Annotated in this window: 11 protein-coding genes; 4 read left to right on the top strand and 7 right to left on the bottom strand. The window is 69.8% G+C overall.

Annotated elements, in window-relative coordinates; translation table 11 throughout:
* Positions 1 to 89: 89 nt before the first annotated feature.
* A complete protein-coding gene (locus ACGFJ2_RS21115; protein WP_393470598.1) occupies positions 90 to 890 on the top strand; it encodes an FKBP-type peptidyl-prolyl cis-trans isomerase in 801 nt (266 codons plus the stop codon).
* Between the two features lie 55 nt (positions 891 to 945).
* On the opposite strand, the gene ACGFJ2_RS21120 is transcribed toward ACGFJ2_RS21115, so the two are convergent.
* Entirely contained in the window at positions 946 to 2370 is a 1425-nt protein-coding gene (locus ACGFJ2_RS21120; RefSeq protein ID WP_357938872.1) for an N-acetylmuramoyl-L-alanine amidase, read from the bottom strand.
* Positions 2371 to 2402: 32 nt separating this feature from the next.
* Positions 2403 to 2540, bottom strand: a complete 138-nt coding sequence (locus tag ACGFJ2_RS21125) for a hypothetical protein (protein WP_357938874.1) — start codon at positions 2538 to 2540, stop codon at positions 2403 to 2405.
* Positions 2541 to 2639: 99 nt separating this feature from the next.
* Here ACGFJ2_RS21125 and ACGFJ2_RS21130 point away from each other — a divergent pair, with 99 nt between their 5' ends.
* The gene (locus tag ACGFJ2_RS21130; RefSeq protein WP_358176153.1) at positions 2640 to 5279 is read left to right on the top strand and encodes a BTAD domain-containing putative transcriptional regulator; all 2640 of its coding nucleotides are present in this window, start codon (positions 2640 to 2642) and stop codon (positions 5277 to 5279) included.
* On the opposite strand, the gene ACGFJ2_RS21135 is transcribed toward ACGFJ2_RS21130, so the two are convergent.
* The 4 genes from ACGFJ2_RS21135 to ACGFJ2_RS21150 form a co-directional block, all read right to left on the bottom strand.
* Complete coding sequence (locus tag ACGFJ2_RS21135; RefSeq protein WP_393470603.1) at positions 5276 to 5794, bottom strand: GNAT family N-acetyltransferase; 519 nt, start codon at positions 5792 to 5794, stop codon at positions 5276 to 5278. The genes ACGFJ2_RS21130 and ACGFJ2_RS21135 overlap by 4 nt on opposite strands.
* On the bottom strand, positions 5791 to 7131 hold the full coding sequence (locus ACGFJ2_RS21140) for an NERD domain-containing protein (protein ID WP_393470606.1): 1341 nt from the start codon (positions 7129 to 7131) through the stop codon (positions 5791 to 5793). The genes ACGFJ2_RS21135 and ACGFJ2_RS21140 overlap by 4 nt, the downstream gene beginning before the upstream one ends.
* 133 nt (positions 7132 to 7264) lie before the next feature.
* Positions 7265 to 7834, bottom strand: a complete 570-nt coding sequence (locus ACGFJ2_RS21145; protein ID WP_393470609.1) for an O-methyltransferase — start codon at positions 7832 to 7834, stop codon at positions 7265 to 7267.
* Positions 7835 to 7945: 111 nt separating this feature from the next.
* The gene (locus ACGFJ2_RS21150; RefSeq protein ID WP_393470612.1) at positions 7946 to 8434 is read right to left on the bottom strand and encodes a hypothetical protein; all 489 of its coding nucleotides are present in this window, start codon (positions 8432 to 8434) and stop codon (positions 7946 to 7948) included.
* A gap of 403 nt (positions 8435 to 8837) precedes the next feature.
* Between ACGFJ2_RS21150 and ACGFJ2_RS21155 the strand changes: the two genes are divergently transcribed.
* Entirely contained in the window at positions 8838 to 9074 is a 237-nt protein-coding gene (locus ACGFJ2_RS21155) for a hypothetical protein (RefSeq protein ID WP_358176144.1), read from the top strand.
* Between the two features lie 230 nt (positions 9075 to 9304).
* On the opposite strand, the gene ACGFJ2_RS21160 is transcribed toward ACGFJ2_RS21155, so the two are convergent.
* Positions 9305 to 10306 (bottom strand): C40 family peptidase, encoded by a 1002-nt coding sequence (locus tag ACGFJ2_RS21160; RefSeq protein ID WP_393470615.1) that lies wholly within the window; start codon positions 10304 to 10306, stop codon positions 9305 to 9307.
* A 571-nt stretch (positions 10307 to 10877) separates the two neighbouring features.
* Between ACGFJ2_RS21160 and ACGFJ2_RS21165 the strand changes: the two genes are divergently transcribed.
* Positions 10878 to 11213, top strand: a complete 336-nt coding sequence (locus ACGFJ2_RS21165; RefSeq protein WP_357938890.1) for an STAS domain-containing protein — start codon at positions 10878 to 10880, stop codon at positions 11211 to 11213.
* Position 11214 lies beyond the last annotated feature (1 nt).

The raw sequence follows: 11214 nt of genomic DNA on the forward strand, positions 1-11214 counted from the left end.
GCGCCTTTGCCGGGAGATGGCCCGGTCGGACGCATTCCTCGTGCCGGTCCAGGTAAGTAGTCAGGCGGATCAGGATATGGGGGGAATCGGTGCGCTTGCTCTGGCTCGGCGTGCTCGTGTTCGTGCTCCTCGCCGCCTGCGGGCCGATCGGGCAGGGCCCGCTGCCGGTCGTGACGGGGGCCTTCGGCGTTCGGCCGGTCATCACGATCCCGGACGGCGTGCCGGATCCCCTGCCGCGGGTGACGGTGCTGTCGGTGGGCAGCGGGCGGCCGACCATGCCGGGTGACGTGGTGCTGGCGGACGTCGAGGTCCGCCGGTGGTCGGGCAATCTGCCGTACACGAACACGTACGACGACCATCGGCCCGCCAGGGTCCTTTTCGACGGGCGGCACGTGCCGGACTCCTGGCGCGAGGCGCTCATCGGCCGGTCGGCGGGCAGCCGGGTCATGCTCGTCGGTCCCGCGGCCCTCTCGTACGGCCCCGGGCCGCCGCTCGGCGGGACCCGCCCGGCCGAGACGCTGGTGCTGGTCTTCGACATCCTGGGCGGTTACCCACCGGACGCCCGCCTCGTCGGACGGACCCTGCCGGACGTACCGAACGACCGCGCGCCCCGCGTCCTCATCGGCGGCTCCGGCCCCGCGGTGCGGGCGGGCGCGAAGGTCATCGTCCAGTACGTCGCGGTGGAGTGGCCGGGCCGCCGGGTCGTCGACTCGTCGTACCTGCGCGGCGGCCCCAGCGCCTTCACGCTCGGGCCGGAGGCGGCGCCGCCCGGCTGGGTGGCCGGTCTGGCCGGCCAGCGCGTGGGCGCCCGCGTCGCCTTCCCCGCCGAGGAGGCGGGCCGTCCCCTCCTGTACGTCGTGGACATCCTCGACGTACTCGAAACCAAATAAAACGGCCCTGACACCGGAGGGGATGTCAGGGCCGTCGCACCGCAGCCGAGGGGGATCAGCCGCAGTGCTCGGAAGGGCTCTCGTAGGTCGCCGTGCCGACCGAGCCGCCCCACTTCACGCACTTGTCCTCCGCGGCCGCCCTGACGGGACCCGCGTAGTAGGTGAAGCTGCCCGAGTCGCTGACCTTCGTCTTGCCGGCCACCTGCAGGAACGCGCTGGCCGCGCTGGCCTTGCCGAGCGAGGTCTTCTTCAGCGTGGCGACGCAGTTGTTGGCGTTGGTGCTGTTGTAGAGCAGGTAGACCGTGCCCGAGGTGCCGAGGGCCTGCGAGTCGATCACCTTGTAGCCGGTGCCGCAGACCTTCTCCGCCGTGTACGGGTTGGTGCCGCCGCCGGAGCCGCCGCCGACGTAGCTCATGTACTTGTTCCAGTCCCAGTGCGAACCGGGGTCGGTGTGGTCCGAGCCGGGCACCTCGACGTGGCCGATGATGTGGCTGCGGTCCTTCGGGATGCCGTACCGGTCGGCGATGTTCCTGGTCAGCGCGGCCGACGAGCGGTACATCTGGTCGGTGAACCACGAGGCGTCGTTGATGAAGCCCTCGTGCTCGATGCCGACCGAGCGGTGGTTGTAGGAGCTGACACCGGCGTGGAAGGCGCGGTTCTTCTCCCGCACCATCTGCGTGATCTGCCCGTCGGAGGAGCGCACCACGTAGTGGGCCGACACCTTGGCGGCGGAGTTCTGGAACCACGAGATCGTGCCCGCGTACGAGCCCTGGGTCACGTGGATGATGATCCGGTCGATCTTCTCGTCGGTGGGCCGGTTGGACACGGCGTAGTTCGACGAGCTGGCCGCGGCCCACAGGGCACCGGGGTAGTCGGTGGTGGCCGCGAGCGTGCGCGGGTCCGCGTTGTCGTACTTGCCGCGGTCCGGCTCCACGACCTTCGCGGCGGCCTTCACGCCCGCGGTGTTGACGCCGTTGGCCAGCACCTCGTAGACGGCGTCGGCGTAGATCCGGGCGGTGCTCGCGTTGGCCGCGCCGCCGTACGCGGCGACCGCCTCGTACCACTTGGCGGGGTCCTTGCGCTCGGCCGCGGTCAGGCCGAGCTTGTCGGCCTTGGCGCGCAGCACGGCGGCGCCACCGAGCACGTTGGCCGCGTCGTCGGTCTTGAGCTTCGCCGCGGTCTGGGACGTGATCTTGGCCGCGTCCTCCAGCGCCTTCGTGGTGGGGTTGCTGACCAGGTGCATCACGCCGTAGCCGCCGCTGGCGCTGGGCTCGCCGCCGTGGCCGTCGAGGTGCGTCTCCGCGTAGCCGAGCGCGACCAGCAGGTCACGCGGCACCTCGTAGGTGGCGGCGGCCTTGTCGAAGGCGGCCGAGAGGGTGACGGCGGTCGCCTGCGCGGAGGTCGCCTGGGCGGAGCCCACCAGGACCGCCTGCTGGGCGCCCACGATGAGCACACCGGCTAACAGGAGCTTCTTCATCATGATCAGGACCCGCAATGCTCGGAGGGACTGTTCTATGCGCTGACGCCGGCTTTGCCGCCCCACTTGACGCACTCGCCGGCCGCCGCGGCGGTCACCGGGCCCGCGTAGGAGGCGAAGTTGCCGGAGTTGTGATCCTTTTCGGATGGGATCTGTGGGACTAGGGTCGGCATTCGCCGCACAAGAATCGTCCAGAACCGATACAAAAGGTGGTCAGGCCTCTAAAGAGGAGCTGATGCACCATGTCGGTCACCTTTCATGTTCTTGGGCCGTTGGAAGTCCGATCGTCGGGACGGTCCGTACGGATCTCCGGCAAGAAGCCGAGGATCCTGCTAGCCACGTTGTTGCTGGACAGCGGCCGTATCGTCGGCGCCGACCAGCTGGTCGAGGTGCTCTGGCACGATCGCCCGCCACGCTCCGCACAGGCGAACTTACGCACGTATGTCAGCTCCTTACGGACAGACCTCGGCGCCGAGTACCTGCGCGGCGACGGCTCCGGCTACGCCATCGACGTACCGGACGGCGCGCTGGACCTGCTGGCGTTCGAGGAGCTGGTCGCGCAGGCCCGTTTCGCCGACGCGCTCGCGCTCTGGCGCGGGGCGCCGCTGGCCGACCTGCCGGGCAGCCCGCTCTGGGACCGCCGCCTCGAACCGCTCAACGAGGTACGGTTACGCGCCGCCGAAGAGCTGATCGGCCAGCGGATCGAGAGCGGCGACCACGCCGGGGCGATCACCCAGCTGCGCGGGCTGCTGGTGGAGCACCCCTACCGGGAAGACCTGTGGAGCCGTCTCGTCCTGGCGTTGAACCGGGCCGGCCGCAAGGCCGAGGCGCTGCGGGCCTACGCCACGATCCGCGCCCAGCTGGTGGACGAGCTCGGCGTGGAACCGGGCGCCGACCTGCGTCGCGCCCACGAGTCGATCCTGGCCGACGAGGCCCCACCGGTCGCGCCCCGGCAGCTGCCGCCGGACCTGCCCGACTTCACCGGTCGGGCCGACCAGCTGGCCCTGCTGGCCAAGCCCTTCTCCATCGCGGTCGTCTCCGGTTCGCCGGGGGCCGGGAAGTCGGCGCTGGCCGTACACGCCGCCCACGGCCTGCGCGACGCCTTCCCCGGCGGGCAGCTCTATCTCGAACTCGACGGCAGGGAGCCGGCCGACCTGCTTGCCGAGGCGCTCCGGGCGCTCGGCGTGGAGACGCCGCCGCCGACGATCCACGAGCGCTCGGCGCTGTTCCGGTCGATGCTGTCCAAGCAGCCGATGCTCGTACTGCTCGACGACGCGCTCGACGCCGCCCAGGTACGGCCGCTGCTGCCCGGAAACGACTGCGCCGTCATCGTGACCAGCCGGCGCCGGATCACGGAGTTACCCGGCTCGATCCAGGTCGACCTCGGAGAGCTGTCCGCGCACGACGCGCTGACGCTGCTCGGCAGGATCATCGGCACGGATCGGGTGTCCCGCGAGCACGAGGCGGCCCTGGCGATCGTGGAGGCGTGCGGGCGCCTGCCGGTGGCCGTGCGCAGCGCCGGATCGCGCCTGGCGGGCCGGCCGGGCTGGTCGCTCTCGGTGCTCAGACAGCGGCTGGACGACGACCGGCTGAGCGAGCTGAAAGAGGTGCGGGTCTGCCTCGACCGCAGTTACCGCCACCTGCCCGACGAAGCCGCCCGTACGCTGGGCACGCTCGGCCTCCTGGGCGCCGTGGCCCAGCCCGGCTGGGTGATCGACGCCGCCCTCGACAGGCACCGCGCCGACGACGTCACCGACCTGCTGGTGGACGTCAACCTGCTGGAGCTGGTCGGCACCGACCCGGTGGGCCAGCCGCGTTACCGGGTGCCCGATCTGATCCGCCGCCACGCGCTCGAACGCGGCTCCGACCGTACCGGCCTGACCAGGGTGCTCGCCGCCTGGACCGCGACCACCGAGCACGCCATGGCCCGGCTGCCCACCACCGTCTTCAGCCTCACCGCCGCCAGGGCGCCGCGCTGGCGGCTGCCCGAGCAGACGCTCGACCGGCTGACCTCCGACCCGCTGGGGTGGTTCGAGGCCGAGCACGAGACGCTGGTCGGGGCCGTGAGCGTCGCCGCGGAGGCCGGGCTGGCCGAGTCGGCCTGGGGGCTGGCCGCCGCGATGGTCCCCTACTTGGACCTGCACTGCCATCTCGACACGTGGGAGCGTACCCACACCGTCGCTCTCGATGCCGCCCGCGCGTCCGGCGACACGTACGGAGAGGCCGCCATGCTGCGCGGCCTGGCCCAGGTCTCTCTCTACCAGGACCGGTACGAGGAGGCCGTCGAGGACTTCACCCGATCCCGGCGGCTCTTCCACGACATCGGCGACCTGCGGGCGGAGGCGACCTCGATCTGCGGGCTCGGCGCGGTGAGCCAGTTCAGGGGCCGGCACGCCCAGTCGCTCGGGCACTTCAAGCGCGCCCTGGCCATGTTCCTGGCGGCGGACGACCCGCACGGCGAGGCGTTCGCCAGGCAGGCCATCGGCCGGGTCTGCCTCAAGTCGGGCGACCTGGCCCTGGCATCGGAATCGCTGGGCCAGGCCATGCGGCTGGCTCAGGAGCTCGGCGACGCCCACCGCGAGGGCTGCGTCTGCCTGCAGATGGGCAACCTGCACAAGGCCATGTCCTTCCACCGGCACGCGCTCGACATCTTCGAGTCGCTCGGAGACCGGCACTGCGGCGCGTACGCCCTCCAGAGCCTCGCCGGGCTGCAGGCGGCCCGTGGGGAGTGGGCACCGGCCTCCGCGGGGCTTGAGCGGTCACTGGAGATCTTCCAGGCACTCGGAGACCGGAGCGGGGAGGCGTCGAGCACGCAGATGCTGGGCGAGGTGCACCACTCGGCCGGGCGCACCGGGCTGGCACTCGACTATCTCAACCACGCCACCGTGCTGCGCCGCAGCCTGCCCGCCTAGCCCCGCGGGCCGAGGTCCGCGCGGATCACGCTGTACAGCACGCCGTCGTGCCACTCGCCTGCGCGGAAGGCACATCCGCGCAGGACGCCCTCCCTGGTGAACCCGGCCTTCTCCAGGGAGCGCTGCTCGGCCAGGTTGCTCACCTCGGTCGACGCCTGGACCCGGTTGACCGGCGAATGGTCGAACAGGTAGCGCACCAGGAGCCGCTGGGCCCGCGTGCCGTGGCCCTTGCCGCGAAACTCGGGCGCCACGATGAGCCCCATATCCCAGCAGTAGGAGATGCTGGAGGTCATCTGCTTGCTCCAGGTCATCAAACCAACGCGGTCCTCGCCCTCGGTGATCAACACCATGCCGCCGTCGGCGTTGAGCATCCCGTTGTCCTCCCAGCGCCGGCGGAGGCGGTGGGGATCCTGCCAGCCGTACCACTGATGGAGGCCCGTGCTCTCCTGGTCGTTGAACAGCCGGTTGAGGAAGGGCAGATCGTCCTCGGTCACGGGACGGAGCTCACTCGTCATGATCCAGACACTATGCGACGGACAAATCGCTTGAGGCGGGATCGCTGCGGCATTCCAGCCAGCGCCTCAAGAGACTCGGCCGCGCTCGGGCGCTTGGCGGGAGAGTGGTCCAGCATCCGGCGCACCACGTCGGGAACGTCGGGCCCTTGAGTGTCGGAGCTGGTCGGCAGCTCGCCGGTGAGCAGCTGGTAGGCGATCACCCCGGCCGCGTAGACGTCGGAGGCGGCCGTCATCATCTCGGGCCGCTCGTGGCACTCGGGGGCCACGTAGTGGGCGTCGAGCACGTTGCCCAGCTCGTGGGCGACCGTGTAGTTGCGCGCTCCCGGCTTGGCGTAGTCGAACCCCGTCAGCACCGCGTGCCCGTCGGTCACCAGCACGCAGGCCGGGGTCAGCGCCCGATGGATGACGCCGTGGGCGTGGGCGTGGGCCAGGCCGCGCAGCATGTCCTGGATCACGCCGAGTCGTACGCCGCTGCCCAGGCGCAGGTGCAGCGCCTCGCCGTGCACGTCGTCGAGCACCAGCACGAACCGGCTCTCGTCGTCGATGGCGAAGAAGTCACGTGAGCGCACCACGCACGGGTGTGGCGGGATGCGGGCCAGCGTCTGATAGGCGTTGGCGATCCGCTGCCGCTCGGCCGCCCGCGACTCCTGATCGGCCAGCGGGTCGGCCTGGTAGACCCGGAGCAGCACGGTCTCGCTGCCCGGGAGTGTCGCGTTGAAGGCCCGGTATTCGGTCACCTTCGCGTCGCCGCCGAGCTGCTCCTCGACCTCCCAGTTGCCGAACCTGGGCGGCGCGGTGCTCCGGCGTACGGTCTGGTTGAGCGAGTCGAGAATCCCGGTGAGGTACGGCTTGATGCGGTGACTGCACCCGCGCCTGACCCGCGAGATGTCGCTCAGCGTGGCCAGCAGCCCATCGAGGGTGGTGACGTTGACCGCGTCGCGCCCGGCCGGGTCGACGAGCTCGGCGTCGGGCGAGGTGAGGACCACGAGGCTGTCGACGTAGACGCGCTCCAGCCGCGTGTCCTTGGAGACCAGCAGCCCCTTCAGCGCCTTCGCGATGCCCCGCAGCTTCGTCACGGGAGAGCCGAACGCCTCCCTGCGCGGCGGGAACCAGCGCGTGCCCGACACCTCGATCCGGCCACGGGTGCCCTTGACGTCGACGACGACCAGCGAGTGGCCGGTCAGCACGAGCAGGTCCACCTCGAAGACGTCGTCGCCGCGCGGGAGCTCGACGTTGTGCAGCAACAGCCAGTCGGCGGGTGCGTGGTCGCGCAGGAATGAGATCACCCGACGCTCGGCGTCGTTGACCGGACGTCCCCCTCCGACGATCTCTGCCATGGGCTAATCCTCCCACGTTCGCCCTGCCCGGCGCGGACCTGTGGGACCTGGGCGGCGACCTTGAGCCGTTCGCCCGCAAGGTCCGCAAGTTCCTCCCTGGTGCGACTGAGCCGACCGCCGTTTCTGGGATGGTTCAGCGGGCCGTCGCCAGGATGACGCCGGAGCCGTGCGCCAGCTCGACCGCGACCAGCCGATCGTGGTCCAGCAAGGTCTGTCGCACACCCTCCTGCCTGCGGACGAACTCCTCCTCCCAGGTCACCCCGGGGTAGGGCACCATGTCGTCCACCAGCAGCACGCCACGGGGGTTGAGCGCGGCGATCGTCCGTTCGAGCCCCACCTGCTTGCCCGCACCCGCGTCGGCGAAGATCAGGTCGAAGGTGCCCAGCCCGGCCAGCGACTCGAGCGCGTCGCCGACGCGCGGGTCGACGAACTCCGGCCAGCCCTGGGCCGCGAGCCCGGCCCGTTCGGGGTCGCTCTCGATCGTCGTCACCGTGACGTCGGTCCGCGGCCGCAGCCCGCTGACCAGCCACCCGACCCCCGCCCCCAGGCCGGTGCCGATCTCCAGAATCCGGCCACCCTCCGGCACCTGGGCGGCCAGTACGGCGAGCAGCCGCCCGACGTCCGGGTCACAGGAGTAGTCGAACCCGGCCGCTTTCGCCCGCTCATGGGCCGCCCGCACGAGTTCCGGCAGATCATCATTCATGGCCATTTCCTATCGCACCCGCTACCGCAGCTTTGGGGCGGACTTATCGGACCCGTCCCGCCGCTGTGGGCGCGGACTTATCGGACGTGTCCCGCCGCTGTGGGCGCGGACTTATCGCACCCGTCCCCGTGGCTTGAGCACAGACAGCGTGGTGGCGGTCAGCAACGTGGCCAGCTGGCCGCCCAGTACCGCGACCTGTCCCCACTGACGGCCCTCGGCAGGCCGCGTCGCGCCCTCGGTCGCGGCGGCCATCCCCTCGGGGTCGAACAGGAACATCCCCAGGCAGATGACCGACACCAGCAGCACCAGCTTGGCCAGCACCCAGTAGTGGCGGGCCAGCCCCCAGTGACTGGTCAGGCCGAGCGTGATCCCGGTGGCCAGCGCGGTGAGGCTGAGCGGGATGCCGCCCGCGAACACCAGGCTCGGCATCAGCCGGTAGGCCGCGTGGGCGAGCCCGAGATCGTCCGTCACCGTCGCCACGGTGTTCAGCACGACGAGCCCCCACACCTCGCCGAGCAACGCGACCGACGCGATGACGTGAACGACGAGCACGCCCTTGCGTACGCGCGGCCGTATGACCCGATTTGTTATCTCGACCACCGCTCGACCTCCGGATTCGCGGACTCCGGCCCATCTTGATCGGTGGATTCGTCCCGGACGTCCCCCAACGGGCGGCGGTCGCGCTACATCGTTCGGTGTAGTGGTGCCAAGCCCGGGGTGATCCTTGCTAAACCGGCCCGCGCGATAAGCCAATCATTCTCGATGCGCGGATAAATGAAACTCGTTTAGCCGTGTACGAGGCAAGCGCATATGCAGTTCGCCGGCCGGTGAGCTCGGAAAGTCGAATGCCAAGAAAACGAGGCGCCTCCTTGACCGCGAGCAGGCGTTTTTGGGTTGCGACATCGATCGGCTGCCGCGATTGTTATTGGCGGCACCTTCACAGCCCTGCACAAAACGACTAAGGCGCCGGGAATTCCGCGCCCATCAAACGGAGGAAACAAACATGATCCGTCGCATTCTCGCTGGTGCAGCCATCGCGGGCGCCGCTCTCGGCTTCTGCGTCTCTGCGGCTTCGGCCGACGTCGGCCCGAACCCCTACATCGGCGCCCCGTCCTTGCTGAGCCAGCTCAGCACCCTGGACAACCTCACCGGGGTGAGCGACGCGGCCAAGTACACGAACGTTCCGACGACCGCGAACCTGCAGGACGTCAACCTTCACCTGCTGAACAACAACCGCTGACACCATCGCGGCATAGGCGGGAAGGTCCGCTCCCGGCTCCACGGGCACATGCCGCCCGGCATGCCGTAGGGCCCCACGGGCACATGCCGTAGGGCTGCCGGCCGCACCTTCCGCCGGATCGACGCTTGGGCGATCCGCCTGAACCATCTCCGTGGATACTCGCGAGGCCACGGACTCCGCTCGGATGCGCACCGAGACGGAACGCCGAGCGGCCCGGGTCACGATCGCGATCACGACCCGGGCCGCGAGGTGCTCCCCTTCCGCCGGTTGCTGGAATGCCCGCGCCTGGCCGAATGCCTGCCCCTGCCGGAATGCCCGCCCTTGGCGGAGTGCCCGTGCCTGGCGGAGCCGCCGTGTCTGCCAGAGTGCCCGTGCCTGCCGGAGTGCCCGCCCTTGGGGGAGTGCCCGTGCCTGGCGGAGTGCCCGCCCTTGGCGGAGCCGCCGTGTCTGCCGGAATGCCCGCGCCTAGCGGAAGGCGCGCCCTTGGAAGGCCCGCTGGTGGATCGCGCGCTGCTGGACGGCGGACTGCTGCGACGCGCGCTGCTGGGACGTCCACTGCTGGGAAGTGCGCTGCCAGGACGTGCGCTCTCGGGACGGACGGTCTCGGGGTAGACGGTCTCGGGATGGACGGTTCCGGGACGGATCACCCCCATGAAATGCGGCTTGTTCAGCGGGTCGAGGCGGACGACCTCCCCGGTGAACGGAGCGTCGACGATCCGCGTGCCGTCCACGGCCAGCCCCACGTGCTCTGGTCCCTGGCGTCGCGGTTTGCTGTCGTAGAAGACGAGGTCCCCTGGCGCGACCTGCTCCTTGGGCACCCTGGCCCCTGACCGCCACTGCTCGTGCGTCGTCGTGCCGATCGACACGCCCGCGCTCGCCCAGGCGTACTCCGTGAGCCCCGAGCAGTCGAAGCCCTTGGTCTTCTTGCCGTGTCCGATGCCGTAGCCGGGGCCCTGGGGCCCGCCGCCGCCCCACGAATAGGGGACGCCGAGCATCCCCAGCGCGGCCCGCACGGCGACGCCTCCAGCCGCCGCACCGCCAGCTGCCACGCCGCCAGTTGCCGCGCGTCCGGCCGCTGCGCCTCCAGCTGCCGCGCGGTCGGTCCCTGCCGCCTGCGGGCAACGCCCGGTGCCCTTTTCGCACGCCTGCCGGACGCCGGCCGTCGCGGTGCCGGAGTCCGGCGTCGCGAGCGAGCCGCACGCCAGGACCGTCAGCAGCAGGGCCCGTTTCACGTTCACTCCAGGGAGCGTTCCTCATTCCCTTGGGGGATAAAACGCCCTTTAGCCAGGCGGGGCCCACATATGGCTATAAGCTGAAGTTTGTCCACACGGCGATATGTCGATAAATCGTGACTGGTCGGACATTTGGCGCGAATGGTGATCAAGTGCTAAAGACTTTGAATAGAGGGCTCGCTTCAGGGCTGGTCGGAGGCGAGTGTAAATTCGTCGGATGGTTATTTGTGAAGCGCGTTGATAATGCCATTCTCTCGACAATTCTTCGACCGCCTGAACGGGCTGATCAATTTACCTGATGGGCGGTCCAATGCCGTGGTGATTGTGTCGCCGAGCGCTTCTAGATCGGCCGCGACCGACTGCGTGACCTTCCGCTCGGGGAGCCAGCAGGTCGCGCAGTCGCTGGTGCGAGTCCCGGGCGGCGGAAGATCCTGTGCCGGATGGTTCATGATTTAGCTGTAATACGACCATATTTTCGTGCATATCAGGTGGTGAAACATACTTCGTGTAATGTGAGACCGGGTTCGTGTCGACGACAACCCCCATGCGTGAGGTCTGATTGGGGGGTGCGATGACCGTGAACGGCGAGGCGGCCGAAACGTCGGAGCGCCTGCTGTACGAGGACGACCAGCTGCGCATCTCCCAGCGGGCCAGGTGCGAGGTTCCGGCGCTGGCGCTGCGCGGCGAGATCGACATCACCAACAGCTGCGCTCTCGCCCGGACCCTGGCGGCCGCCCGCGAGGGTGAGACGCACATCATCGTCGACACCGGCGAGCTCACGTTCATCGATCTGTCAGGTCTGCGCGTGCTGGCCATGCCGATGCTCGACCCTGCCGAGCGCTGGATACACCTGCGTAACCTCACGCCGTTCCAGCGACATCTCCTGAACCTGCTGGGATGGCACTGAC

The organism is Nonomuraea sp. NPDC049028 (assembly GCF_043197735.1).
Taxonomy (GTDB): domain Bacteria; phylum Actinomycetota; class Actinomycetes; order Streptosporangiales; family Streptosporangiaceae; genus Nonomuraea.

Bases quoted from the DNA above. Each gene is read 5' to 3' on its own strand.
- ACGFJ2_RS21120 (WP_357938872.1), bottom strand. From the start codon at position 2,370: ATGATGAAGAAGCTCCTGTTAGCCGGTGTGCTCATCGTGGGCGCCCAG.
- ACGFJ2_RS21125 (WP_357938874.1), bottom strand. From the start codon at position 2,540: ATGCCGACCCTAGTCCCACAGATCCCATCCGAAAAGGATCACAACTCC.
- ACGFJ2_RS21135 (WP_393470603.1), bottom strand. From the start codon at position 5,794: ATGACGAGTGAGCTCCGTCCCGTGACCGAGGACGATCTGCCCTTCCTC.
- ACGFJ2_RS21140 (WP_393470606.1), bottom strand. From the start codon at position 7,131: ATGGCAGAGATCGTCGGAGGGGGACGTCCGGTCAACGACGCCGAGCGT.
- ACGFJ2_RS21145 (WP_393470609.1), bottom strand. From the start codon at position 7,834: ATGAATGATGATCTGCCGGAACTCGTGCGGGCGGCCCATGAGCGGGCG.
- ACGFJ2_RS21155 (WP_358176144.1), top strand. From the start codon at position 8,838: ATGATCCGTCGCATTCTCGCTGGTGCAGCCATCGCGGGCGCCGCTCTC.
- ACGFJ2_RS21165 (WP_357938890.1), top strand. From the start codon at position 10,878: ATGACCGTGAACGGCGAGGCGGCCGAAACGTCGGAGCGCCTGCTGTAC.